A 24,668-nucleotide genomic window follows, 5' to 3' on the forward strand; every position below is an offset into this window, starting at 1 on the left:
ATCACTACGCCTGTTGTACGTTAACTGCGACAGATGTAGTGATTGGAGAGATGATGCGAGAACTCGTCTATTACGTCGCCGTCACACTCGACGGATTCATCGCGGGTCCGGGCGGAGAGTACGACGGCTTCCTGATGGAAGGCGACCACATGCAGGCGATCAATCGACGCTACGCCGCGACGATCCCCACCGACTTCGCAGCCTCCTTCGGTGTCACGCAGGACACCTCGATGGTCGACACCGTGCTGATGGGCTGGAACACCTACGCGGTCGGCGGAGTGCCGAGTCCCTATCGGCACCTGCGCCAGATCGTCTTCAGTCGCACCCGCACGGCGGCCGGCGAGAACCTCGAGGTGACCGACGAGGACCCGCTCGTCGTGGTGCGCCGACTGAAGCAGGAGGAGGGTTCCGCGATCTGGCTGTGCGGCGGCGGTGCTCTCGCCGCGACGCTCGCCGACGAGATCGATCGGCTCGTGCTCAAGCGTCAGCCCGTGCTGTTCGGCTCCGGCATCCCGCTGTTCGGGGACCGCCCCTATCGACCCGAGCGCTTCGACCTCGTCGAGACGACCGCCTATGAGTCGGGCGTGGTCGTCAGCGAGCTCGCGCGTCGGCCCGGACTCAGCCGCGAGCGGCCCACCACTCCCTGAGACGCTGCTCGGCGGCATCCGGGCCGATGACGCCCTCGTCGAGACGCAGCTCGAGCAGGAACCGGTACGCGTCGCCGACCTCGCGTCCGGGCGCGATGCCGAGGATCGCCTGGATCTGGTTTCCGTCGAGCTCGGGGCGGATGGAGTCGAGCTCCTCCTGCTCGCGCAGCGTCGCGATCCGCGACTCGATGTCGTCGTACGCGCCCGCGAGCCGCGAGGCCTTGCGCCTGTTGCGGGTGGTGACGTCGGCACGGGTGAGGATGTGCAGGCGTTCGAGCTGGTCGCCGGCGTCGCGCACGTAGCGCCGCACCGCGGCATCCGTCCAGGCGCCCTCCGCGTAGCCGAAGAAGCGCAGGTGCAGCTCGATGAGCTTCGCGACCGCATCGGTCGTGTCGGTGTCGAAGCGCAGAGCCTGCAGTCGCTTGCGGGCCATGCGCGAGCCGACCACGTCGTGATGATGGAACGTGACCGCCCCGCCGTCTTCGAGCTTGCGGGTGCGCGGCTTGCCGATGTCGTGCAGCAGCGACGCGATGCGCAGCGCCACGTCGGGCTCTGCGCCGGGATGACGCTGGTGCTCGAGCGCGATGGCCTGACTCAGCACCGTGAGCGAGTGCTCGTAGACGTCCTTGTGATGGTGGTGCTCGTCGACCTCGAGTCGCAGCGCGCTCACCTCGGGAAGGAACTCCTCGATGAGTCCGGTGTCGACCAGGACCCGGATGCCGCGCACGGGGTCGTCGGTCTGCATCAGCCGCACGAGTTCGGACTGGATGCGCTCGGGACTCACGATCTCGAGCGTCGCGCGCAGCCGGGTGATCGCCTCAGAAGTCGCGTCGTCGATGCGGAAGCCGAGCTGAGCACTGAAGCGCGCCGCACGCAGCATGCGCAGAGGATCATCACCGAACGAGACCTGCGGGTCGGCCGGGGTGCGCAGGACCCCCGCGAGGAGGTCCTCGACTCCGCCGGTCGGGTCGACGAGCTTCACCGAGGGCACGAGGAGAGCCATCGCGTTGACCGTGAAGTCGCGGCGGTGCAGGTCGGCGTCGATCGTGTCGCCGAACTCGACGGTCGGCTTGCGGGTCACGCCGTCGTAGCTGTCGGCTCGGTACGTGGTCACCTCGACCTGTTCGCCCTGCACACGGGCGCCGATCGTGCCGAAGGCGCGGCCGATGTCCCACTGCGCGGTCGAGATCGGCCTGACGATGCGGAGGATGTCGTCGGGCAGCGCGTTCGTGGTGAAGTCGAGATCGTGAGTGGGTCGTCCGAGCAGGGCGTCGCGCACCGGACCGCCGACGACGGCGAGATCGAACCCGGCGGCGGAGAACGCGTCACCGAGGGTGCGGACGACCGGATTCTCGGCGAGCGCGCCGAGACGGACGAGGCCGTCGGCCATGTTGAGCATGGTTTCCAGCGTACCGGGGTGCGTTCGAGCCGTTCTCTGCCCGGTGGTCATCGGCGTCTCTCAGAAGGGCGGATTCTCATCCCAGGCGCACGTCAGGCAGACAGACGCACGTCATGCAGACAGACGGCGCCTCGGCAGGGGATGGCCAGCAGGTCGCCCTCGCGGAGATCTGAGGGAAGGCACGCATGGCCGCGCGCGCTCGGCGTGCCGCCGTCTGCTCCCCCCAGGATGACGGCGTCGCGGGCGGCAGCGGTCGACACCCTCCCGAGCAGCCGCGTCTCCTCCCAGAGCGCCACGACTCTCGTCAGCTCGGCATCGATCAGCACCACTCTCTCTCCCGCGTCACCCGCGTGCACACCCTCGACGGTCACCACCACCACCGAGGCGTCGGCGCGCAGCGCCGGCTTCGAGTGCGACCCCGGCACGAGAGCATCCGCCGTGTGCACGCACGGTGTCTCGCAGAGTTCGACGAGACGACGCAGCGAGACTCCGGCGATGATGACGTCGTCGGTGGTGGGGTGGGTGTACTCCGGCCACTTCGCCGGTCGGAGTGGGTCGGGGATCGTGCGGCGGAGGCTGGGGAGCACCGAGGTCAAGGTCATGACTCCGTTGTAGTCGCGGCGATCCCCCCGCTCGCCGGCGCTGACGGAACCCATACGATCCTGACCCGCTCCCCTACAGAACTCCCGCGCCCCGCTCTACGATCAGCAGATGGGTGCAGAAGAGAACGAATCCCCCGCGCGACCCGACACGTCTCGTCGCGGCTTCCTGAAGATGGGAGGTGCCGCGCTCGCGGGGGCCGTGGTCGGCGGCGCGGGAGGCGCGGCGATCGGCGCGAGCGTCGCGGGTGGCGACCGCCGGGGATTCGCGGCCGGGCCCGATCCCTTCGCAGCACTCACCCCGCGCAGCGAACCCGGTTTCGACCATCTGGTCGTCGTCATGGGCGAGAACCGATCGTTCGACAACCTGCTCGGATACCTGTACTCCACGGCCACGCTCCCGAAGGGCGAGAAGTTCGAGGGTCTCGCCTTCGGCACGCACAGCAACACGGCGTCCGACGGCACCGTCGTCGACGCCCATGTGTACACCGGCGACACCGACCGGATCATGAGCCTCCCCGACCCCGACCCGGGCGAGGAGTATCCGCACGTCAACACCCAGATCTTCAGCACCGTCGACCCGAAGGACAACGCCGACCTGTTCGTCGACCAGATGACGGCCCCCTTCAACGCCCCGACCCACGGTGAGAAGGCGACGATGTCGGGGTTCCTCGAGGACTACATCATCAACTTCCGTCGCCTGCGCAAGGGCACAGAGCCGAAACCGGAAGAGGCCGCCCACATCATGGGCTCGTTCTCGCCCGAGATGCTCCCGGTGCTGTCGACGTTGGCATCGGAGTTCGCGGTGTTCGACCACTGGTTCGCGGGCGTCCCGTCGCAGACGTTCTGCAACAGATCGTTCTTCCACGCCTCGACCTCTCACGGCTTCGTCACCAACCAGGCCGGCGGCGGGTACCGCAAGTGGCTCGACGCGCCCGCGGCGCCGACCGTGTTCAACCGCCTCGAAGACGAGAAGGTCAGCTGGAAGATCTACATCGACAAGCTGCAGCTCGTGTCCTTCACGGGGATGCTGCACGCAGCGGTGCTCGAGAAGTACTGGCGCACCGAGCACTTCGGCACCATGGAGGACTTCTACGCGGACGCGAAGAACGGCACCCTTCCGGCATACGCCTTCATCGAGCCGCGCATGGTCTACGACCACAACGACTTCCACCCGCCGTTCGGATCGCCGCGCGAGAGCGACGTCGACGGCGAACCCGTGTACGACAGCGCGATCTCCGATGTGCGCGCCGGAGACCGGCTGATCCACGACATCTACGAGGCGGTGCGCACCAGCGCGTCGCCGAAGGGATCGAACGCCGTCAACACCCTGCTGCTCATCACCTTCGACGAGCACGGCGGATGCTACGACCACGTGCCGCCGCCTGCCGCCACCACGCCGACGAAGGACACGGAGGCCGGGGAGATGGGCTTCACCTTCGATCGCCTCGGATGCCGGGTGCCGGCCATCGCGGTGTCGGCCTACACCAGGCGCGGCACGATCGTGCACGACGAGATGCACCACGGCTCGGTCACCGCCACCCTCTCGCGCCTGCACGGCCTGAAGCCGCTGAACGACCGAGACCAGTCGGCGAACACGCTCTTCTCGGTCGTGAACCTCGACCAGCCCCGGCATCCCGCCGACTGGCCCGTGACGACACCCGCCTACACCCCGCCGAATCCCGAGCGCGCCGAGCCGAAGCCCGGCGACCCCGCCGAGATGAAGCCGCTCACCCCACCCGCACGTGGGCTGCTGGGTCTCCTGATCGCGAAGTACGGGAAGGCCGGCGAACCGGAGCCGCAGACGTTCGCAGACGCCTACCGGCTGCTGCACGAGCATGGCGAAGAGCTGTTCGGGCCGCCGAGCGGCAGCTGAGGGGCGGCTGGGGCGACGCGCGCGCGAGAGGCCCGCGCTTCTAGGGTGGGGTGATGACCGACACCTCAGCCATCGCCGAGTACTGGGAGCGCGTGCGCGTCGACGACCCCTCCCTGCCCGAGACCGTGCCGGGTGCATGGGCCTTCGGGGCGACGCCCGCCCACGCCGACGCCCTGCTCGCTCTCGTGCTCGACGGCGTGAAGACCGGGACGGCATCGTCGCTGTGGGACTACGAGGCCGCCGACGATCCTCACCCCTACGCGGGCGAGTTCAGCATCATCCTCGACGGGTCGGGTGCACCCCGCGCAGCGATCGAGACGACCGACGTCTCGATCGTGCCGTTCGACGAGGTCACCCCCGAACACGCCCGCGCCGAGGGCGAGGGTGATCGCACCCTCGACTACTGGCGAGCGAGCCATGAGCGGTACTGGCGCGCGCACTCCGAGAACCCGCGCGGCTTCGCCCCGGACATGCCCGTGGTCTGCGAGCGGTTCCGCGTCATCCATCCGCGCTGACGCGCATCAGGTCACCGGATCCGTCGTCACTCGGCGTCGGAGTCCCGCGTCCCGCTGCCGGCACGTCGCCGGGAGAAGGCGAACAGTCCCGCTCCGAGAACCAGGACGCCGGCACCGACGGCACCCCACGTCACCGTCTCGGGTCCGAGACCCGTCGCGGGGAGCGCCCCAGACCCGGAACCGGGCGGCCTCACCGGCTCCGCAGGGGGGTCCGTCGGGGTCGGCGTGGGCGTCGGGACGACCAGGGCCTCGAGCGTGAAGTCCTGATCGACGAAGGCCTCTCCGGCGGCCGTGATCACGACGGTGCGGGAGCTCTCACCGACGACGGTGCTCCCCGACGGTGCGGCGATCGTGATCGTGTACGTGCCGGGCGGCAGCCCACCGAGACCGTAGTTGCCCTCCGCATCGGTCGTGAGCTGCTCGCGTCCGTCGGGACCGTCGATGGTCACGGCGACCCCGCCGACCGGCACCCCGGCGTCGGTGAGCACGGTCCCGTCGATCGCACCAGGGCGAGCGAGCGCGAACTCGACGTCGGCCACGTCATCGTCGGTGACGTTCTGGACGAACGACGTGGGGCCGGTCGCGATGAATCCGTCGGGCACGGTGATCGAGATCACGTACTCCCCCGCCGGGATGCGCGGGAACGTGTAGACGCCTTCGGCGTCGGTCACGGTGGTCACCGGCGGCACTCCGGCGGTGTCGGCGGTCACGACGACTCCCGGGAGCCCCTCGCCGTTCGACTGCACGACTCCGGTCAGGGTGGGGTTCTCGACGAGGACGAAGTCCTCGATCCCGATCGGCTCCTCGCTGTCCTCCGAAACCACCACGGGTACGACGGGAACGTCGATCGTGAACCCGGGCGGCGGGGTCACCACCACCGTGTGCTCGCCGACGGGAACCTCGTCGAACACGTACACGCCGCCCTCATCGGTCGTCACCTCCCCGACACCGGGGATCTCGACCGTCACGTCGGGCACGGGCTGTGCCTCATCGTCGACGACGCGGCCCGACACCTCCACGGGCACGATGTCGCGCACGGTGAAGTCCGCGACACCGTCGGCCTCGGTGAGATCCACGGGCAGCTCGGGGGCGCCCACCGCGATCGTGCCTGCGGGAGCGGTCGCGCGGACCGTGTAGCCGTCGGTGGCGACGAAGCCGGGGAACGCATAGGAGCCGTCGGCTCCGGTGGTGGTCGTGCCGACCACCGCGCCGTTGCCGTCGACGAGAGTCAGCTCGACTCCCTGGAGCGGTCCGGTCGTCTGGTCGACGACCGCTCCGGTGATGTCCCGAGCGATCGAGGCGAACCACGTCTGGTACACGGGGAAGCCGGAACGGCGGATGAAGATGAGGGAGAGAGTGCTGATCGGCGCCGCCGGCTCGAACCACGCCGCGGAGCCGCTCGTGTCGACGGCTCCGGCGTTGCCGGTGAGGGTCAGCGTGCCGGCATCCCAGCTCGGGACGTCGTCTGCGCTGCCGGTGCACGAGGGCTTGCCCGCCGTGCCGGGCGCGCAGTAGTTGAATCCGCCGCGGAAGCCGATCTGCTCGGCGGTGAGGGCCTGCCCGTCGGGACCGGTGGCCTCGATGCGCACAGCATCCGCGTCGATGTCGCCGACGACGAACGTCCATCCCGAGGTGGGCGTCGGCGATGCGAAGGAGTAGGTGGTCGTCGACGGACTCGTCGAGTTGTCGGCCTTCGGGCGCAGGTTCAGATACTGCTGGTTCTGGCTGCTGCCGTACTTCGCTCCCACGGGGGTGCCCTCGGCGAGCCAGGTGCTGGCTCCCGAGACGAGCCCCACCTGTCCGCCTCGCGAATCGCTCGAGATGGAGGCGGTGATCGCGGGATTCGCCGCGATCTGCACGCTCGAGGTGTACGCACCGGCGGAACCGGCCAGCGGCTGCCAGCTCGCCCACGCCGTGGTGGTCGCCGCTGCGGCCGGGATCGCCCCCATGACCACGGCGAACGCGACGATCACTGCTGTCAGAACTCCGGTCTTCTGCACACGCATGCGGTCAGAGTACCGGCATACTGCGGCCCTGGCGAGGGTGGATGCCGCGCCCTGCGCTGACCGGGTCCACCATCCGTCTCCCCTCGATACGGCCCGAGGTCAGCAGGCGGCGTGGTGATGCACGGACATCACACCGGGTCGCCCTGTACGGGCCCTTCCGTGTTGGGCTTCCATCCCAGCTCGGGGGCGACGTACTTCGCGAACGCGTCGAGCACGTGCAGGTTGTACTCCGGGCCGAGCTGGTTCGGGATCGTCAGCATGAGCGTGTCCGCCGCCATGACCGCCTCGTCGGCGAGCAGCTGCCTGACGAGCACGTCGGGCTCGGCGGCGTACGTCTTGCCGAATGTCGAGCGGAACCCGTCGATGATGCCGACCTGGTCGCCGTTCTCCTCGCTGCGCAGCCCGAAGTAGGCGCGGTCCATGTCGGAGACCAGCGGGAACACGCTGCGGCTGACCGAGACCCGGGGAGTGCCGGTGTGACCTGCCGCCTTGTACGCGGCGCGGTACAGGTCGATCTGCTCGCGCTGCAGTTGGTGGAACGGCACGCCTGTCGCCTCGGTGAGCAGCGTCGAGCTCATCATGTTGAGCCCCTTGCGTCCGGTCTCCTCTGCGGTCGAGCGCGAGCCCGAACCCCACCAGATGTGGTCGCGCAGCGTCGGCGACTGCGGCTCGATGGCGAGGTACCGTCCGGCACCGACCATGCGAGGGTCGCCCGGGGCGATGCCCTCGCCGTCGATCGCACGCAGGAAGAGGTCGAACTTCTCGCGGGCGAGCACACCGCCGCGCTCGGGGTCCTCCTCGTCATGGAAGCCGAAGGTCTCGTAGCCGCGCAGAGCGGTCTCGGGTGAACCACGGCTCACGCCGAGGGCGATGCGGCCGTCGGCGATCAGGTCGAGCGCCGCCGCCTCTTCCGCGAACTGGAACGGGTTCTCGTACCGCATGTCGATCACACCGGTGCCGACCTCGATGCGCGTCGTGCGCGCGGCCATCGCCGAGAGCAGGGGCATCGGAGACGCCGCCTGACGCGCCCAGTGGTGCACACGCACGTACGCGCCGTTCACGCCGATCTCATCGGCGCCTTCGGCGATCTCGATGGTCTGCTTCAGCATGTCTCCGGCGGTGCGGGTCGCCGAGCCGTGGACGTCGGCATAGTGACCGAACGACAGGAATCCGAAAGCCTTCATGGTGTATTCGAACGCATGAATGTCGTCGGCTATTCCGCCGCGTGCATGAATCCGTCGATCACGAGCTGGCGGATGCGCGGCTCGAGGCTCGCCCACAGGTCGGCGAACGGCACCTCGAAGAGGTCGGCGAGGGCCGCAGCGATCTGCATCACGGTCAGCTCTCCGTCGCAGGCTCCGACCAGCGCGGCGAGCGCAGGGTCCACTGAGATCGTGCGGGCGAAGCCTCCGCCCTGGCGCAGTTCGATGATGCTGGGATCGTCGTTGCCGGGAAGAAGGTGTCTGGCTTCGGTGACGTCGGCCGAGGTGACGAGAGTGGTGGGCAGTCCCCCTGCCAACGCGTCGTGCGCCGCGAGTCCCGCGCGCAGTGCTCCGCCCACGTTCGACACGGGCTGCGTCACCCGCTCGACACGACGGAGCGCGGGAGCGGATGCGGATGCGGATGCCTCAGGCGGACGCCGCACCAGGATGTACCCGAAGCCGACCGCGCTGACACCTCGGGCATCGAAGTCGTCGAGCCAGGCCGTCAGCAGAGGCGTGAACGCGGCATCCCGCGGGGTGGTGCCGCCGTCGCGGATCCAGAGCTCGGCGTACGCGAGCGGCGACAGCTCCTCGCGCTGCACGACCCACAGATCGAGGTCCGCAGGAACCCAGGAGGAGAGGCGGTCCAGGCCCGCCCTGCCCTCGAGTGCGGCCTGTCCGCCGCGGGACTCCCAGTTGCCCAGCAGCTGGGCGGCGCCGCCTCGGGTGAGGAAGTCGGGCGCTGTGCGCAGGAACTGCTCGACGAGGGCATCGCCGACCAGTCCCCCGTCGCGGTACTCGTACTCGGGCACGCCGTCGACCCGAGGGGTGATGACGAAGGGCGGGTTCGAGACGATCAGGTCGAAGGCCTCACCGGCGACCGGCTCGAACATGCTGCCCAGGCGGAAGTCGATGTTCGAGACGCCGTTGATCTGCGCGTTGAGTTCGGCGTACGCGAGGGCGCGAGCGGAGATGTCCGTCGCCACGACCACCCCGGCATGCCGAGCCACGAGGAGCGCCTGGATGCCGCATCCGGTGCCGAGGTCGAGCGCACGATCGACCTCGATCGGCATGATGATCTCGGCCAGCGTGCGGGAGGCACCGCCCACACCGAGAACGTGGTCGGCGGGAAGCGCGCCGTCGAGGGCGACCTCGTCGAGATCGCTGGCGATCCACCACTCGCCGATGCCCTCGGCGTCGACGAACGACTGCGGGCGCAACAGGGCCACCGGCACGACCGTGTCGCCCTCGACACGGGCGAGTCCCAGAGCGACCAGACCCGGCACTCCGAGACGCGGCAGCGCCTCGGCGACGGCATCCGCCGGCTGCCCCATGCCGAGCACCAGCAGCCGCCCGAGCGTGGCGAGAACGCTCTGGTCTCCCGCGATCGCGCGCAGGATCGGCTCGCGCATGCCGCGCGCGAGCGCGTCGTCGGCCTCGTCGCCCCAGAGTCGACGCAGGGGCTCGGAACGGAAGTCCGCCGCGTCGAGATCGGCGGCGAGCGCGGTGCTCAGGATCGGGTCGGGAACGGGTGCGGGGGTGTCGGACACGGCCGTCACTCTACGCGCCTTCAGCGTTCTCCCGCGGGCGCACGCCTAGAATCACAAGGTCAGCACTCACGAGCAGCCTGGACACCCGGCGTTCGAGGAAGACTTCCATGACCGCGACCACCCCCGACTTCGGCCTCCGCGCGCGCCTGCATCGCCTGGCACGCGGTTCCGTCGTCCTCGCGATCGCCCTCTCGTCGTGTGGTCTGGCCGCATCGAGCGCCGCCGGCGCCACGGATTCCGATGACGAGACCACGGTCGCGCTGCATGTCGCCGCAGGGGTGCACGGCACCGTCGCCCCCGGCAGCGCGACGACCGCATCGCTCACGGTGCAGAACGAGTCGACGACCAGACTGTCGTCCGGCCGCGTCGTCCTCGAGGTGAGCCGCACGCCGCTCGCCGACGATGCCGCCGTCGACGCGTGGCTGTCCGATGATGAGGCATCCGGATCATTCGACGAGATCGGCGCCGACACCACGGCACCGGTCGATCCCGAGGGCACCGTGACGTCGAGCCTGTTCATCCCTCCCGAAGCACTCGCCGATCTCGCGCCCGGCGTCTATCCGCTGCGCGCGAGCCTGAGCGGTGCGCAGTCCGACGGTGCCCAGTCCGGCGGCTCAGGTGTCGTCACCTCGGCCTCCGTGCTCATCGTCGCCGACGTCGCCGCCTCGCCTGTCGCCGTCATGGTGCCGATCACCGCGACCCCGGCGAGCGGAGCTCTGCTCACCGCCGATGAGCTCGCCACGCTCACGGGCACCGACGGCGATCTCACGGCGGTGCTCGAGGGCGTCGCCGGCACCTCCGCCATCCTCGCGATCGATCCCGCGATCCCGGCGGCGATCAGGGTTCTCGGCTCGTCAGCCCCCGAGACCGCGCGCGACTGGCTCGTGCAGCTCGACGAGCTCCCCAACGAGCGCTTCGCCCTGCAGTTCGGCGATGCCGACGCCCAGGCGCAGGCGCAGGCCGGGCTGCCGGAGCTTCTGCAGCCCACGACCCTCTCACCCTTCCTCACCCCCGGCAACTTCACCTCGGCTCCCACCGGACCGGGCGGACCGGATGCCACGGCGACCCCGAGCCCCACGCCGACCGACGGACCGGTGCTGCCCACCGATGAGCAGCTCACCGCGGTCGACAAGGCGGTCCCCGGCATCCTGTGGCCGCGCAGCGACGTCTCGACCGAGAATCTCAGCACCTTCGCGAGCTACCTCGACGGCCGTGCGACGACCGTCCTCTCCTCGACGTCCGTCGCCGCTGCGGTCGGAGCGCGGGCGACGATCGACGGACACGACGTCCTCCTCTCCGATGCGGCAGCCTCCGAGGCGCTGTCCGACGCAGCAGGAGAAGACGATCAGGCCACGCGACAGAGTTCACTCGCCGAGGCGAACGCTCATCTCTATCTGTCGGGTCACTCGAACGGCTTCGCCCCTCTGCTCGTCGCGCTCGACCGTGATGAGACCCGATCGGATGATGCTCTCCGAGAGAGCATCACGGCCGTCGACTCCCTCGGCTTCGGTCTCGGCGCGCTCGAGGCGTCTCCGGCAGCCCCCTCGACGCTCACGAGCGAGGCCGACGACGCCCGCGCGGCATCGCTGCGCACGATGCTCGACAGCGAGCCCACGCTCACGCAGTTCGCGACGATCCTCGACGACCCGCAGGTGCTGCTGAGCCCCAAGCGCATCCAGATCCTGCGAGCGACCGGGGTCGGTCTCAGCGACAACGCCTTCGCCACGGCCGTCGCCTCCGTGCACGACGCCACGCAGGACACCCTCGACGCGGTCGACATTCCCCCCGCGAGCACGATCCAGCTGCTCTCGGCGAATGCCGACCTGCCGTTCTCGGTGCGCAACGACCTGCCGTGGCCGGTCAACATCCGCCTCTCGGTCTATCCGAGCGACGCGCGCCTCGACGTCGAGCCCGTCACCCCGTGGGTGGTGCAGGCGGGAACCACAGCGCGCGTCAAGGTACCGGTCTCAGCACGCGTGGGCAGCGGCGAGGTGAGTCTGCGCCTCGAACTCTCGAGCCCGACCGGCGTGCCGATCAGTCAGCCCGAGACCGTGCGCGTCGCCGTGCGCGCCGAATGGGAGACCATCGGCCTCGCGGTGTTCGGCGGCCTCATCGTGCTGTTGCTCGGACTGGGCATCATCCGCACCGTCACGCGCAAACGTCGCGAGGCGGCGGAGATCGCCGATGCGGAGGCCGACCTCGATGCAGTCGCAGAGGCAGAGGCAGAGGCTGAGGCAGAGGCTGAGGCAGAGGCCGACACCGACGGATCGCACGATGCCGAGGCGGCCCCCGCCCCGCACAAGGAGTCGAATGAGTAGTCTCGGGCGCGCCAGCGCACTGATCGGCGCAGGAACGCTCATCTCCCGCGTCACGGGTCTGCTGCGGACGATCGTGCTCGTCGGCGTGATCGGCTCGGTCGGTGCGGGTGCGGCCGATGCGTTCGCGATCGCCAACCAGCTGCCCAACAACGTGTTCTCGCTGATCTCGGTCGGCGTGCTGACCGCGGTCATCATCCCGCAGATCGTCAAGGCCGCCGCCGATGCCGACGGCGGCAACGCGTTCATTTCCAAGCTCTTCACCCTCGGCACCGTCGTGCTCGTGATCATCACGGGCGTGGCCACCGTCGCCTCTCCCTGGCTCGTGAGCCTCTACGCGGGCGCCAAGGGGTCTCCGGAGTTCCTCGCCCTCGCCACCGCCTTCGCGTACTGGTGCATGCCGCAGATCCTCTTCTACGGGCTGTACGCGCTGCTCGGCGAGGCGCTGAACGCCCGCCGCATCTTCGGTCCCTTCACGTGGGCCCCCGTCGTCAACAACGTCGTCTCGATCATCGGGTTCCTGATCGTCGGCGCGCTCTTCGGAGGACCGCTCACCCGCATCGACGACTGGACGCCCGGCATGATCGCCGCCCTCGGCGGCACGGCGACGCTCGGCATCGTGATCCAGGCGGCGATCCTGCTCATCTTCTGGCGCCGGACCGGACTCGCGCTCCGACCCGACTTCCGCTGGCGCGGTGTGGGTCTGGGCGCCGTCGGAAAGCTCGCCGGCTGGACGTTCCTCATGGCGCTCGCGAGCCTGATCGCTGGCCTCGTCCAGACGCAGATCCTCATCGACGCCTCGGGGCAGGGTGCCTCGGTCGCGACGTTCCAGTACGCGTGGCTGATCTTCATGCTGCCGTACTCGATCATCGTGCTGTCCATCGGCACCCCCTACTTCACCCAGATCAGCGAGCACGCGGCCGCCGGTCGCGACGCCGAGGTGCGCGCGGACATCGCGCAGAGCATCCGCACCCTGCTCTTCTTCATCGCCGCCGCCGTCGCCGCAGTCGCCGCAGCCGCGATCCCCGCGTCGCGGGTGTTCACGAATGCGGCGTCCGATGCGTCAGAGGCCGCGCTCGTGCTGGTCTGCTTCCTCGTGTGCCTCGTGCCGTTGACCATCCTGTTCATCGTGCAACGCACCTTCTACGCCTACGGCGACACCCGCACGCCGTTCTGGTTCACGCTCTTCCAGTGCGCCCTCGTCGTGGTCAGCGCGTTCGTCGCGCAGTGGCTGCTCGCCGCCGACGTCATCGCGATCACCTCCCTGGCGGCCACCATCGCGCTCGGTCAGTCGATCGCCAGCACCATCCAGACCGTCATCGCCGTCTGGCTGCTGCACCGCAAGATCGGCGGACTGCAGATCCGCACGTGGATGGCCGCCGTCCTCCGCTTCGCCGTCGCCGCCGTCCCCGCGGGCTTCGCGGGCTGGGGGGTGTTCCTGCTCCTCGGCGGACCCGACGGATGGACGACCGCCGACAAGATCCAGGGAGCGCTCGGCACGTGCATCATCGGCGCGGCCGTGGTGGTCGTCTACGTCGGCATCCTCGCCCTGCTGCGGGCTCCGGAGCTCACGGTCGCACGATCGATGCTGCGACGATTCCTGCCCGGGCGATGACGCCCCTCGCGCGGGAATTCCCCGCGGTTACCATTGGTTGAAGCACTCGAACGCCGCAGGGATTCTCGGCGTCACCCCGATCACGGAGAGCACATGCGTCAGGTCATCATCATCGGCTCCGGCCCCGCCGGATTCACCGCCGCCATCTACGCGGCGCGCGCGAACCTCAAGCCGCTGCTCATCGCCAGCTCTGTCGAGGTCGGCGGAGAGCTGATGAACACCACCGAGGTCGAGAACTACCCCGGATTCCCCGAGGGCATCCAGGGCCCCGAGCTCATGGCGAAGTTCCAGGAGCAGGCGGAGAAGTTCGGCACCGAGGTCGTCTACGACGACGTCACCGAGCTCGACCTCGCGGGCCCCGTCAAGACCGTCACGCTCGGCAGCGGTGCGGTGCACGAGACCCGGGCGCTGATCTACGCGACGGGCTCCGCCTACCGCAAGCTCGGCATCGAGGGCGAAGAGCGCCTCTCGGGGTACGGCGTCTCGTGGTGCGCCACGTGCGACGGCTTCTTCTTCCGCGAGAAGACGATCGCGGTCGTCGGCGGCGGCGACTCGGCCATGGAGGAGGCGACCTTCCTCACGCGCTTCGCGGACAAGGTCTACGTCATCCACCGCAAGGACTCGCTGCGCGCGTCGAAGATCATGCAGGAGCGTGCCTTCGCGAACGAGAAGATCGAGTTCGTGTGGAACAGCGAGGTCACCGAGATCCTCGGTGGCGACTCGGTCTCGGGCGTGCAGCTGCGAAACACGGTCGACGGTACGCTCAGCGATCTCTCCCTCGACGGACTGTTCATCGCGATCGGCAACGACCCGCGCACGCACCTCGTGCACGAGAAGCTCGACCTCACGGCCGAGGGCACGATCTGGGTCGACGGCCGCTCGTCGAAGACCTCCGAGCCCGGCGTCTTCGCCGCCGGTGACGTGATCGACCCCACCTACCGTCAGGCGATCACCGCTGCGGGATCCGGCACGGTCGCGGCTCTCGACGCGGAGCACTTCCTCGCGGATTTCGATGACGCGTCGGTCGAGTTCCCGGCTGCCGAGGCCGCCGAGATCATCGTCGGCTGACGTCCGGGAACACATTCCATGCGCCGGCTGTTGTAGCAGGCGTACCTCGAACAAGGAGAAACTCTGATGAGTGCAAAGGCTACGAGCCAGGCGACCTGGGAGCAGGACGTTCTGCAGGCCGAGGGTCCCGTCCTCGTGGACTTCTGGGCCGAGTGGTGCGGACCGTGTCGTATGGTCGCACCGGTGCTGGACCAGATCCAGGCCGACAACCCCGACAAGATCACCATCCTTAAGCTGAACGTGGACGAGAACCCGCAGCTGGCGATGCAGTACCAGATCACGTCGATCCCGGCGATGAAGGTGTTCCAGGGCGGTGAGGTCAAGACGACCATCATCGGCGCCAAGCCGAAGCCGGCCCTCGAGCAGGACCTCGCCGCTTTCATCGGCTGATCAGGCTCTTTCAGGGCCGCCACCTCTTCGGGGGTGGCGGCCCTTTCTGCTTCCCTCCGCACTATCCCACCCCGCGGTCAGGAGCATCCGCCGAGCCCGTCCGAGTGGCGACGATCAGCTCTTGTCTGAGACGGGAACGGATGCGAGCCCGCGTGCCGCCCGTGCGCGATCGACGATCTCCTGGATCACCGGGGTCTTGGCCGCGTTGTATCCGGCGGTGCCCTCACCGGCCGCTCGGGCGGCAGCATCCTTCGCCCGTTCATAGAGCGCGGCATCGTCGGCGTGGGCGCGCAGCCAGTCGCGCAGGATCCGCTGATTGACGGTCTCCCATTCTGAGACGGTGAAGAAGTGCGCGATGGCGACACGGTGCTCACCGTCGGTGAGGATCATCACGGGGTGCGATCTGACCGCACTGCCGACGTGCCATCCCCTCGTCTCCAGCGCGGTCCTGCGGCGCTCCAGATCGGCGAGATCGGTGATCCTGACCGCCAGGTCGATGATCGGCTTCGCGCGCATTCCCGAGACAGCGGTCGATCCGATGTGCTCGATGGTCCACGTCGTGTCACCGTGGGCTCGGAGCTCCAGGGCGAGCTGCTCGAAGAGTGCAGGCCACGACGGGTCGTAGTCGACGAGCACCCGAGCGGCCCGACTCAGTTCGCGTCTGCGACCGTCGGGTCCCAGCGGCGGTGCCGCTGCTTCTCGTCGAGCAGTCCCCAGACGGCGGGCGTCAGCTCGGGGTACTCGAGCGCGATCTGGCGCAGCACGCGGTAGTGGCGTGCGGCGCTGGGGCGCACGCCGTCGTTGGCGGTGATGTTGTCGGCGCGCAGCAGATAGACGACGAGCTCATCGACGCTCGGCAGCTCTTCCATGAACTCCCAGGGATCCTCTCCCCCGAGCAGTCGCTCCTGAATCAGCACGGCGAGTTCGTCCGAGGCCTCTGCGCGCAGCACTTCGAGGCTGGCACGGCGGGGAACGGACTCGGTCATGCTTCCAGCCTACGTCGCCTTGCGGGTGCCTCGGCGCTCCACCTTCAGCTCGTCCGTCATCTCCTCGAGCTCCTTGCCCTTGGTCTCGGGCACCTTGAAGTAGACGAAGAAGAACGACAGCAGCGCGAAGAACGCGTAGAAGCCGTAGGCGAACGTGAGGCCGATCTCGGCGAACACCGGGAAGGTCGTCGAGATGAAGAAGTTCGCCGCCCACTGCGCGGCCGCGGCGACCGCGAGGGCTCCGGCGCGGATGGAGTTCGGGAAGATCTCTCCGAGAAGAACCCAGACGAGCGGTCCCCACGTCGCCCCGAAGAAGACGACGAAGCCGTTCGCGCAGACGAGTGCGACGGTGGCCCAGGGGTCGGGCAGGGTGGCCGTGCCCGACGCGTCGAGCGTACCGAACGAGAACGCGAGGGCCATCAGACCGAGGGTGACCGTCATGCCGACGGAGCCCACCAGGAGCATGACGCGCCGCCCCACCTTGTCGACCAGGAGGATCGCGATGATCGTCACCACGATGTTCGTCACAGAGGTGATGACCGAAGTCAGCAGCGCACTGGATTCATCGAAGCCCACCGACTGCCACAGCGTGGTCGAGTAGTAGAAGATGACGTTGATGCCGACGAACTGCTGGAAGACGGACAGCAGGATGCCGACCCACACGATCGGCTTGAGGCCCAGGCGGCTGCCACGCAGGTCGCGCAGCGACTCCTTGCGCTCCGTGTCGATCGTTCCGGTGATCTCCTTGATCTTGGCGTCGACGTCGAGCGTGCCGGTGACGGTGGTCAGCACCTCCGAGGCACGCTTCAGGTCGCCCTTGCGCACGAGATAGCGTGGCGATTCCGGCAGGCGGAGCGAGACGAGCCCGTAGACGAGCGCGGGGATCGCGGCCACCATGAACATCCACCGCCAGGCCGTCAGGCCCCACAGCGGCTGATCAGCCTCCCCCGCGATGCCTGCCAGCAGCGCGTCGGAGAGCAGTGCGGCGAAGATACCCGTGACGATCGCGAGCTGCTGCAGGGACCCCAGCCTGCCTCGCACCGCGGCGGGTGACACCTCCGCGATGTAGGCGGGGGCGATGACGGATGCGGCTCCCACGCCGAGCCCGCCGATCACACGCCAGATGATGAGATCGACGACGCTGAAGGCGAGACCTGACCCGATGGCGGAGATGAAGAACATCGCTGCGGCCACCACCATCACGGGGATGCGACCGCGCTTGTTCGCGATGGGACCGGCGAACCAGGCTCCGACCGCGCAGCCGATCAGGGCGGAGGAGACGGCGAAGCCCTTGAGACCGACACCCAGGTCGAAGCCCGAGACATCACCGGCCAGGGCATCGACCGCACCGTTGATCACGGCGGTGTCGAAGCCGAAGAGGAATCCTCCGAGTGCCGCGGCGATGCTGACCGCGATCACCTTCCGTTGAATAGCCGGCGTGGGCTGTGACGTGGACATGACTCCCCCTCATCGTGGTGACCACGCGAGTCTAGGGGAATACCGGTCTTCTAGGCGGTGATCACGCCGGGCCGAAGCCGGATTCGCCGAGTTCGCCGAGAATGCGGTTCAGGTCCTGAATCGATGCGAAGTCGATGATCACCTGGCCCTTGCGGGCTCCGAGCGACACCTTGACCCGCGTGTTCAGGCGGTCGCCGAGGTTGCCGGCGACCTCGTCGAGGTATGCGCGACGCGAGCCCGGTGTGGGCTTCGCCGTGCGGCTGCTCGACGTCGACGGCTGGCTCTTGGCGGCGACCTCGGTCGCGCGCACCGAGAGGTCCTCGTTGACCACCTTGTCGGCGAGTCGCTGCATCGCCTCCGGGGTGTCCAGGCTCAGGATCGCGCGGGCGTGACCGGCGCTGAGCACGCCTGCTGCGACCCGCTGCTGCACGGGCACGGGCAGCTTGAGCAGACGGATCGTGTTGCTGATCTGCGGGCGCGAACGACCGATCCGCGTGGCGAGCTCTTCCTGAGTGATCCCGAAGTCCTCGAGGAGCTGCTGGTAGGCCGATGCCTCCTCCAAGGGGTTGAGCTCGGACCGGTGGAGGTTCTCCAGCAGGGCGTCGCGAAGGAGGTCTTCATCCGCGGTCTCCCGCACCACCGCGGGGATCGCGTCGAGCCCGGCTTCGCGAGCAGCGCGGGTGCGCCGCTCACCCATGATGAGCTCGTAGTCACCCTCGGAGTTCTTCCGCACGACCACGGGCTGCAGCACGCCGAACTCCCGCACGCTGTGCACGAGCTCCGCGAGATCTTCCGGATTGAAGTGCGTTCGCGGCTGGCGGGGGTTGGGGACGATCTTCTGCGGATCGATCTGGATGAGGTGGATACCCGGCACGACCTCGAGCTCAGGAACCTCTTCCGCCACCGTTGCCGTCTGGTCGGTCGACGGCCGCAGACTCGCGCCGGGGAAGAACACATCGACCGGGCGTTCAGCCTGATCAGCGGTGGGAATGAGGGCTCCGATCCCCCGGCCCAGTCCAGTGCGCTTCGCCATCATTTCTCCTTGCTCTGCGTCGCTGTCCGCGACGCGATCTCGACGGCTGCTTCGCGGTACGCGACGGCGCCGGCCGATTGCCCATCGTAGGCGATCACGGTCTGACCGAAACTCGGTGCCTCCGACACCCGCACAGATCGCGGGATGACGGTGTCGAGCACCTGGTCCGGGAAGTGGGTGCGAACCTCATCCGCCACCTGCTGAGCGAGACGGGTGCGACCGTCGAACATGGTCAGCAGAATGGTCGACAGGTGGAGGTCGGGGTTCAGATGCTTCTGGATCATCTGAATACTGCCGAGCAGCTGGCTCAGGCCCTCCAACGCGTAGTACTCGCACTGGATCGGGATGAACACCTCGTCGGCTGCGGTGAAGGCGTTGATCGTCAGGAGACCGAGCGATGGCGGGCAGTCGATGATGACGAAGTCCATGGGATTCGTCGCGAGGTAGTCCTGGAGTGCGCGGCGCAGGCGGTGCTCGCGTGCCACCTGGGCGACGAGCTCGATCTCCGCGCCGGCGAGGTGAATCGTGCTGGGAGCGCAGAACAGGTTCTCATCCTCGGGGCTCGCCTGCACGATGTCAGCAAGCGGGGTTTCGTCGATGAGCACGTCGTAGACGCTCGGGATATCGCCGCTGTGCGGAACCCCCAGGGCGGTGGATGCATTGCCCTGCGGGTCGAGGTCGATGACCAGGACCTTCGCACCGAGTCCGGAGAGCGCTGCGGCGATGTTGACCGCACTGGTTGTCTTGCCGACACCGCCCTTCTGGTTCGAGACGGTGAGGATCCGGGTCTCCCCCGTGAGCTCGACCTTCACTGAGTCGAGCACCCGGCGTCGCGCGGACAGGTCGGCGATCTCGCGCGCGAGTGGCGTATCCATCCCGAAAGAATCCTTCGGTGTTGCCTTGTCGGACTGTTTCACGTGAAACATCCACTCCTTTCGGGGCCGTGTTCCACTCTAATCGCTGAGGCCGACCTTCCTCGCCCGTGCACATGGTTGGGGAATGAGAGAGCACCAGGATCGCGGGAAGTACGTGTCCGCGCCACCTCTGTTCCATGTGCGTGCGTGTGGCCCGATGGGCGAGGATCCCTGCACCTCCTGGCAGTGTTTCACGTGAAGCACGCTCGTAGCGGTACGTGGGTTCTGTGAATCGTCCTCCCCGACCGCGCCCCGATGGGTCGGTCGATGCCAGGCGCCCCGTCGCGCCCGAGTGGGCGCCGGGGATCTTCTGTCCTCGGTGACCTGACCCCGCGTGGCTGCTGACCCTCTGCAGGGATCTGTCAGTTCGTTCGTCGATGCGGCGGAGCCGCGCGTCGATCGAAGCGCTCACCCAGGGTCGGTGATGGAACGTCGGGCGCAACTCCGACTGGTGAGATACGGTGTCGCAGATGGTCGCGTCACCTCGACCCCGCCGACCGCTCGAGATCGTCTCGGGGCACCCGCGCTTCGACGGGTCCACGCCCGTCGCCGTGTCATGTCGGTCGCAAGGATTCCGACTCGGCGAACCTCGCACACACCCGAGGGCGAGTGCGCTCGCCACTCCCCCGTGATCGGCACACGCGCCTCGGTGTCGAGCGCTTCGATTCACACGACAAGCAACCTCGGGGAACATGACCGCGGACGAGGAGAATTTCCACCCACTCCTGGGTACCCCAGTGCCAGAAAGCCTAAATTGGCCCTCAACCCGCAGAGAATCGATCTGAGAGAGCGTTGCGAGGTTTGCGTCAGATCATCCTCGCGAAGCGCCGAATCGATCCGTCGAGCGCAAGAAGTGTGTGTTGCGCGATCCGGGGACTTCTGGTTTCTCCGCGGACGTGAACACTGTCAGCTCACGCGCGTAGTTTCACGTGAAACATCTCCGTCGCGACGTCGGACCTGCGTCCCGCTCCTGTCAGTAGCAGGTGGACGCGGCGTCCGGTTCCACGGTCGTGAACCTCTACATCGTCATATAGCACGTTGGACCGATCCCATCGTGACTCAAGGCGGACGCTGGTCCTGGTCCTGCTCCTGGTCCTGCTCCTGGTCCTGGCCCTGGTCCTGGTCCTGGTCCTGGCCCTGGTCCTGGCCCTGGTCCTGGTCCTGGTCCTGCTCCTGGTGCTGGTGCTGGTGCTGGTGCTGGTGCTGGTGCTGGTGGATTCTCCTCCCCTACGGCAGATCCCGTGTAGTGCCGCTCACTGTTTCACGTGAAACAACGAGTGAGGCCGTCAAGCGGCGCCTGAGATTCGTCGGCCCGTCCTGGCTATGCGCGCACAGCACGAACACCATGGGAGCTAGCGGGTGTTTCACGTGAAACATCTCGCACTCCAGGCATCGCCGTGATCCCATCAGAAACTGTCATGATCCCGGGGTTTCTTTTCTTCATGCTCTGTCAGAACGCGCGGCGGGAACATCCCGTCGGGTTGCGACTACTGACGACGTCTCGGGAGCCCGCGTCTCGTCGACTGACAGCAACTGCCGAGCCACACGATCTGCAGCAGTCGTACGACATGCAGCCTTTCGAGCAATCTCAGTATGGCAAACGAGTAGGGGACTCCACCCACGACAGCTCGCGCCTGACTGTGACCATCGACTCGACGCCCAGCGCGGGATGATCACCAGAGGGTCCTACGCTCAGGGGAGTCGCGACCGTCGCCACTCCCCCCTAACCTCACAGGCCGACGGTCGACTGCGTCTCCTGCGGCAGGCCAACACAGGAGCATGCCGCTCTCTGCGTGCAGCACGGACTCAGGACCACGCACCTCTCGCGATGACTGCACGTGTTCCGCGGTGCAGGATCACGCCCTAGACCGGCAAGAACTCACGGATCCCACCAGCACCAGCTGCGCAACGACCAGTCGTCGACCCACACGCCCACACGCCCACACGCCCACACGCCCACACGCCCACACGATTGTTCCACGTGAAACATCCACATCGATGTCCGGTCCATCCGTCTATGCCGAGTACTGGCACTTGCTCCCATCCCGCTACGAGCGCCGCAGGCAACTCGGTTGCGTCGCCACCGATCGCCGCCTCGCGACGTTTCACGTGAAACATCGACCCTCGACAGCACCAGAAGCCGTCATTGAGTGATCCGCCTCCAGCGGCAGAACCTCACCACCCGGAATCATGGACATCGACTCACACACAAACCCGAACGCCCTACCGGCGGAACAGCCCACCACGGCCACTTCGATGCGCGCAAACGCCGTCCAGACCTTCACGGTCTACGCAGTCGACGTCTCCATCCCTGCACATCCACCGTTTCACGTGAAACATCGACGCACCAAAGGATGAGACGGCGTCATTGCCGCCCGCCCCAAACGCCCGCCCGCCAACGACCGGGACACTGTTGCACGACGGCACGAGGATACAGGCTCACGCACACAGATAGGCGCTCCGTCACGGCAGACTGGTCCTCGCGATATGGATCGACGCACCGATGCAACCCGCAGACCGCCATGATCCGCGCATCCCGCTCGCCATGGCGCGAAAGATCACCCGTTTCACGTGAAACGGCGGCACTCCCCTGCGCACGGCTATGCCACCACAGGTGCTCCTCCCTTGAAGGAGCGTCTGCCTGCGCGCGTCCTCCGCCCACGCTGACGCGAATCTCTCACTACTCAGCCGTGGCGAGAACCTACGCGCCGAGCACTTCGACGCAAACAGCCGACAGGCACACCGTCATGACCCAGCCTGTCGGCGTCTCCACAACACCACTGTTCGCACCGTTTCACGTGAAACATCGACACATCACCAGGCGCAACGAAGTCACCGAAGCGTGTGTGTTGCGGCCGCGTGCTGCGGCAGCGCTCAGCGCACGCGGGCGCGAAGCACACGCGTGGTCTCGGTGAGTACACCCTCACCGAGCACTTCGACACGCACGTCCGACAGTCGGAACTTCTTGATCTGCTTCTGCGCTGCGTCGATCTCGTTCGACACATTCATTCCCTTGAGCAGAGTGAGCTCTCCACCGTCACGCACGAGCGGAGCGGTGAGAGGAATCAGAGTCCGCAGCGCACTCACGGCGCGCGCGGTCACCACATCGAAACCGCCTGTGGCCGGCACCTCTTCTGCGCGTGCGCGAAGCACCTCGACGTTCGACAGGCCGAGCGCAGTCACCTGCTCGTTGAGCCAGGTGACTCGTCGCTCCATGGGCTCGACGAGCGTGAACTGCGCATCCGGGCGCACGATCGCGAGCACGATGCCGGGCAACCCGGCCCCCGAGCCGATGTCTGCGACCGAGCCACTGAAGAGCGGTGCAGCGATCGCACTGTTCAGAATGTGCCGAGTCCAGAGTCGCGGAAGTTCGAGCGGGCCGATCAGGCCGCGCTCCTCCCCGTGGGTCGCGAGAGCAGCAGCGAACTGGCGTGCGAGCTCGATGCGGTCGCCGAACATCTCTGCTGCGACGGCAGGCTCTGCCTCCACGGCACCGGTCATGACGACATCCACACTCGACGACTCGGCTGCGGCATCAGCGACGGCGGAGAACCGTGTGACGGTCTGCGCCCTCACCATACGATTCAGAGACAAGTCCCTGATCAGCGGCGATATCGTGGACAAGCTTTCGCTCGTAGCTCGACATGGCGGGCAGTGAAGCCTGCGATGCACCGTCGTCGAGCTTCGCGGCCGCGGCATTGACCAGCGTCTCGAGCTGGCGACGCCGCGTGTCACGCGATCCGCCGATATCGAGGATCAGACGCGAGAACGAGCCGGTTTTGTTCTGCACTGCGAGACGGGTGAGCTCCTGCAGCGCCTGAACCGTGTCAGGTGCTGACAGCAGCGAGAGGCCATCACCCTCTGCCTCCACCGACACGTACGCCCGCCCCTGGCGGACGTCGAGGTTGAGATCGCCGTCGATGTCAGCGATGTCGAGGAGCTCCTCGAGGTAGTCCGCCGCGACGTCGCCCTCGTTCTCCAGCTGAGCCACCGTGGGCTCGACGGTCTCCGTCAGGTTCTCGCTCACGCTCCGCCACCCTTCTTCTTCGCACGCTTCTTGCCGACCGGCTGCTGACGCTTGGGAGCCTCAGCCTTCGCCTTCTCGGCCTCCTCGAGCAGACGCTGCTGCTCTGCCTCATACGCAGCCATCGGAACGACCTTGCCCGAGGAATCGATCGCCTTGCCCTTGCGAGCGAGGCGCTCTTCGCGGGCCTTCGCAGCTTCGGAGCCCGGCGTGGGCATCTCACGGATCACGAGGAACTGCTGTCCCATGGTCCAGAGGTTCGAGATGAACCAGTACACGACGACGCCGAGCGGGAAGAAGATGCCCGAGAAGATGAATCCCAGCGGCAGGATGTACAGCATGATCTTCTGCATCTGGTACGCCTGGCCGGTCTTGGCCTCGGGCGACAGGTTCTTCGAGATGATCTGCAGCTGAGTGAAGAACTGCGACGCGATCATGAGCACGACGAGCGTGACGAGGATGATGATCGCCGTCGTGTTGCCGGCATCCACCGCGTTGCCGAGGGTCTCGTGCAGGGATGCGACACCGAACAGCTGCGCGTCGTAGAACTGCTCGGTGAGCTCGGCGTTGAGGAGACCCACACCGCCGATGCCGGCAGCGTGGTGCTTCGTCACGTCGCTCAGAACGCTGAAGAGCGAGAAGAAGATCGGCATCTGCACGAGCAGAGGAAGACAGCTCGACATCGGCGTCGTGCCGTGCTTCTTGTACAGCGCCATGGTCTCGCGGCTCATGGCCTCGCGAGAGAGCTGATCCTTCTTGCCGCGGTACTTCTCCTGAACTTTTCGCAGTTCAGGAGCAATTTCCATCATCTTTCGCTGACTCTTGATCTGCTTCACGAAGAGCGGGATCAGAGCGGCGCGCACCACGATGACGAGCCCGACGATCGACAGCACCCAGGTGAGACCGGATGCCGCGGGAAGGCCCACCGCCGTCAGCAGCCAGTGCCAGGCGACGAGCACGAGCTCGACCAGCCACTTCAGCGGCCAGAGGATCGTCCCCAGCAGATCGAATCCGCCGGACGCGGGCGCCGGCGAAGGGGTGGTGCTGGCGAACAGGAGGTCAAGACCCACC

The 24,668-nt window shown here is 67.5% G+C and carries 21 protein-coding genes; 8 read left to right on the forward strand and 13 right to left on the reverse strand.

Features of this window, described 5'->3' with window-relative positions; genetic code table 11:
- The first annotated feature begins 50 nt into the window (after positions 1 to 50).
- Complete coding sequence (locus tag HWD99_RS07330; protein ID WP_308220691.1) at positions 51 to 647, forward strand: dihydrofolate reductase family protein; 597 nt, start codon at positions 51 to 53, stop codon at positions 645 to 647.
- On the opposite strand, the gene HWD99_RS07335 is transcribed toward HWD99_RS07330, so the two are convergent.
- Together HWD99_RS07335 and HWD99_RS07340 are read right to left on the reverse strand one after the other, a co-directional pair.
- On the reverse strand, positions 619 to 2,046 hold the full coding sequence (locus tag HWD99_RS07335; RefSeq protein ID WP_241795575.1) for a CCA tRNA nucleotidyltransferase: 1,428 nt from the start codon (positions 2,044 to 2,046) through the stop codon (positions 619 to 621). The two genes, HWD99_RS07330 and HWD99_RS07335, sit on opposite strands and share 29 nt — an antisense overlap.
- A gap of 92 nt (positions 2,047 to 2,138) precedes the next feature.
- Complete coding sequence (locus HWD99_RS07340) at positions 2,139 to 2,702, reverse strand: hypothetical protein (RefSeq protein ID WP_241795576.1); 564 nt, start codon at positions 2,700 to 2,702, stop codon at positions 2,139 to 2,141.
- Between the two features lie 55 nt (positions 2,703 to 2,757).
- Here HWD99_RS07340 and HWD99_RS07345 point away from each other — a divergent pair, with 55 nt between their 5' ends.
- Entirely contained in the window at positions 2,758 to 4,521 is a 1,764-nt protein-coding gene (locus tag HWD99_RS07345) for an alkaline phosphatase family protein (protein ID WP_241795577.1), read from the forward strand.
- Positions 4,522 to 4,574: 53 nt separating this feature from the next.
- A complete protein-coding gene (locus HWD99_RS07350; RefSeq protein WP_241795578.1) occupies positions 4,575 to 5,036 on the forward strand; it encodes an ASCH domain-containing protein in 462 nt (153 codons plus the stop codon).
- A 26-nt stretch (positions 5,037 to 5,062) separates the two neighbouring features.
- On the opposite strand, the gene HWD99_RS07355 is transcribed toward HWD99_RS07350, so the two are convergent.
- The 3 genes from HWD99_RS07355 to HWD99_RS07365 form a co-directional block, all read right to left on the reverse strand.
- Complete coding sequence (locus HWD99_RS07355) at positions 5,063 to 7,042, reverse strand: collagen binding domain-containing protein (protein WP_241795579.1); 1,980 nt, start codon at positions 7,040 to 7,042, stop codon at positions 5,063 to 5,065.
- 128 nt (positions 7,043 to 7,170) lie between these two features.
- Positions 7,171 to 8,226, reverse strand: coding sequence for an LLM class flavin-dependent oxidoreductase (locus tag HWD99_RS07360; protein ID WP_241795580.1), 1,056 nt, complete (start codon positions 8,224 to 8,226; stop codon positions 7,171 to 7,173).
- Positions 8,227 to 8,255: 29 nt separating this feature from the next.
- On the reverse strand, positions 8,256 to 9,803 hold the full coding sequence (locus HWD99_RS07365; protein WP_241795581.1) for a methyltransferase: 1,548 nt from the start codon (positions 9,801 to 9,803) through the stop codon (positions 8,256 to 8,258).
- Positions 9,804 to 9,901: 98 nt separating this feature from the next.
- Between HWD99_RS07365 and HWD99_RS07370 the strand changes: the two genes are divergently transcribed.
- The 4 genes from HWD99_RS07370 to trxA all read left to right on the forward strand — a co-directional run bounded on the left by HWD99_RS07370 (position 9,902) and on the right by trxA (position 15,182).
- Positions 9,902 to 12,112: a DUF6049 family protein gene (locus HWD99_RS07370; RefSeq protein WP_241795582.1), complete on the forward strand. Its 2,211-nt coding sequence runs from the start codon at positions 9,902 to 9,904 to the stop codon at positions 12,110 to 12,112.
- Positions 12,105 to 13,724 carry a murein biosynthesis integral membrane protein MurJ gene (gene murJ / locus HWD99_RS07375; protein ID WP_241795583.1) on the forward strand — a complete coding sequence of 540 codons (1,620 nt, stop codon included), beginning with the start codon at positions 12,105 to 12,107 and terminating at the stop codon, positions 13,722 to 13,724. The genes HWD99_RS07370 and murJ overlap by 8 nt, the downstream gene beginning before the upstream one ends.
- 93 nt (positions 13,725 to 13,817) lie before the next feature.
- The gene (trxB, locus tag HWD99_RS07380; RefSeq protein WP_241795584.1) at positions 13,818 to 14,792 is read left to right on the forward strand and encodes a thioredoxin-disulfide reductase; all 975 of its coding nucleotides are present in this window, start codon (positions 13,818 to 13,820) and stop codon (positions 14,790 to 14,792) included.
- Between the two features lie 66 nt (positions 14,793 to 14,858).
- Positions 14,859 to 15,182 (forward strand): thioredoxin, encoded by a 324-nt coding sequence (gene trxA, locus HWD99_RS07385; protein ID WP_194764369.1) that lies wholly within the window; start codon positions 14,859 to 14,861, stop codon positions 15,180 to 15,182.
- Between the two features lie 114 nt (positions 15,183 to 15,296).
- Here the strand turns inward: trxA and HWD99_RS07390 are convergent, their stop codons facing one another.
- The 5 genes from HWD99_RS07390 to HWD99_RS07410 form a co-directional block, all read right to left on the reverse strand.
- Complete coding sequence (locus HWD99_RS07390) at positions 15,297 to 15,818, reverse strand: GrpB family protein (protein WP_241795585.1); 522 nt, start codon at positions 15,816 to 15,818, stop codon at positions 15,297 to 15,299.
- 14 nt (positions 15,819 to 15,832) lie between these two features.
- Positions 15,833 to 16,168 carry a tryptophan synthase subunit alpha gene (locus HWD99_RS07395; RefSeq protein ID WP_241795586.1) on the reverse strand — a complete coding sequence of 112 codons (336 nt, stop codon included), beginning with the start codon at positions 16,166 to 16,168 and terminating at the stop codon, positions 15,833 to 15,835.
- A gap of 9 nt (positions 16,169 to 16,177) precedes the next feature.
- Complete coding sequence (locus HWD99_RS07400) at positions 16,178 to 17,626, reverse strand: sugar porter family MFS transporter (protein WP_241795587.1); 1,449 nt, start codon at positions 17,624 to 17,626, stop codon at positions 16,178 to 16,180.
- Positions 17,627 to 17,687: 61 nt separating this feature from the next.
- Complete coding sequence (locus HWD99_RS07405) at positions 17,688 to 18,659, reverse strand: ParB/RepB/Spo0J family partition protein (RefSeq protein WP_241795588.1); 972 nt, start codon at positions 18,657 to 18,659, stop codon at positions 17,688 to 17,690.
- Complete coding sequence (locus tag HWD99_RS07410; protein WP_274618071.1) at positions 18,659 to 19,534, reverse strand: ParA family protein; 876 nt, start codon at positions 19,532 to 19,534, stop codon at positions 18,659 to 18,661. Before HWD99_RS07410 ends, HWD99_RS07405 begins: the two co-directional genes overlap by 1 nt.
- Before the next feature lie 1,077 nt (positions 19,535 to 20,611).
- Here HWD99_RS07410 and HWD99_RS07415 point away from each other — a divergent pair.
- Positions 20,612 to 20,842: a hypothetical protein gene (locus HWD99_RS07415; protein WP_241795590.1), complete on the forward strand. Its 231-nt coding sequence runs from the start codon at positions 20,612 to 20,614 to the stop codon at positions 20,840 to 20,842.
- Between the two features lie 1,605 nt (positions 20,843 to 22,447).
- Here the strand turns inward: HWD99_RS07415 and rsmG are convergent.
- From rsmG to yidC, 3 genes are read right to left on the reverse strand one after another with little or no spacing between them, the layout of a single operon-like run.
- Positions 22,448 to 23,074, reverse strand: coding sequence for a 16S rRNA (guanine(527)-N(7))-methyltransferase RsmG (rsmG, locus tag HWD99_RS07420; protein WP_241795591.1), 627 nt, complete (start codon positions 23,072 to 23,074; stop codon positions 22,448 to 22,450).
- A gap of 34 nt (positions 23,075 to 23,108) precedes the next feature.
- The gene (locus HWD99_RS07425; RefSeq protein ID WP_241795592.1) at positions 23,109 to 23,600 is read right to left on the reverse strand and encodes a R3H domain-containing nucleic acid-binding protein; all 492 of its coding nucleotides are present in this window, start codon (positions 23,598 to 23,600) and stop codon (positions 23,109 to 23,111) included.
- Positions 23,597 to 24,667 carry a membrane protein insertase YidC gene (gene yidC, locus HWD99_RS07430; protein WP_241795593.1) on the reverse strand — a complete coding sequence of 357 codons (1,071 nt, stop codon included), beginning with the start codon at positions 24,665 to 24,667 and terminating at the stop codon, positions 23,597 to 23,599. Before yidC ends, HWD99_RS07425 begins: the two co-directional genes overlap by 4 nt.
- Position 24,668 lies beyond the last annotated feature (1 nt).

The organism is Microbacterium sp. C5A9 (genome assembly GCF_022627955.1).
GTDB lineage: Bacteria > Actinomycetota > Actinomycetes > Actinomycetales > Microbacteriaceae > Microbacterium.

Coding starts and splice junctions, on each gene's coding strand:
- HWD99_RS07360 (WP_241795580.1), bottom strand. CDS start 8,226: ATGAAGGCTTTCGGATTCCTGTCGTTCGGTCACTATGCCGACGTCCAC.
- HWD99_RS07410 (WP_274618071.1), bottom strand. CDS start 19,534: ATGGATACGCCACTCGCGCGCGAGATCGCCGACCTGTCCGCGCGACGC.
- HWD99_RS07350 (WP_241795578.1), top strand. CDS start 4,575: ATGACCGACACCTCAGCCATCGCCGAGTACTGGGAGCGCGTGCGCGTC.
- HWD99_RS07400 (WP_241795587.1), bottom strand. CDS start 17,626: ATGTCCACGTCACAGCCCACGCCGGCTATTCAACGGAAGGTGATCGCG.
- HWD99_RS07405 (WP_241795588.1), bottom strand. CDS start 18,659: ATGGCGAAGCGCACTGGACTGGGCCGGGGGATCGGAGCCCTCATTCCC.
- HWD99_RS07340 (WP_241795576.1), bottom strand. CDS start 2,702: ATGGGTTCCGTCAGCGCCGGCGAGCGGGGGGATCGCCGCGACTACAAC.
- trxB (WP_241795584.1), top strand. CDS start 13,818: ATGCGTCAGGTCATCATCATCGGCTCCGGCCCCGCCGGATTCACCGCC.
- trxA (WP_194764369.1), top strand. CDS start 14,859: ATGAGTGCAAAGGCTACGAGCCAGGCGACCTGGGAGCAGGACGTTCTG.
- HWD99_RS07335 (WP_241795575.1), bottom strand. CDS start 2,046: ATGCTCAACATGGCCGACGGCCTCGTCCGTCTCGGCGCGCTCGCCGAG.
- HWD99_RS07345 (WP_241795577.1), top strand. CDS start 2,758: ATGGGTGCAGAAGAGAACGAATCCCCCGCGCGACCCGACACGTCTCGT.
- murJ (WP_241795583.1), top strand. CDS start 12,105: ATGAGTAGTCTCGGGCGCGCCAGCGCACTGATCGGCGCAGGAACGCTC.
- HWD99_RS07330 (WP_308220691.1), top strand. CDS start 51: ATGATGCGAGAACTCGTCTATTACGTCGCCGTCACACTCGACGGATTC.
- HWD99_RS07370 (WP_241795582.1), top strand. CDS start 9,902: ATGACCGCGACCACCCCCGACTTCGGCCTCCGCGCGCGCCTGCATCGC.
- HWD99_RS07355 (WP_241795579.1), bottom strand. CDS start 7,042: ATGCGTGTGCAGAAGACCGGAGTTCTGACAGCAGTGATCGTCGCGTTC.
- HWD99_RS07395 (WP_241795586.1), bottom strand. CDS start 16,168: ATGACCGAGTCCGTTCCCCGCCGTGCCAGCCTCGAAGTGCTGCGCGCA.
- rsmG (WP_241795591.1), bottom strand. CDS start 23,074: ATGACCGGTGCCGTGGAGGCAGAGCCTGCCGTCGCAGCAGAGATGTTC.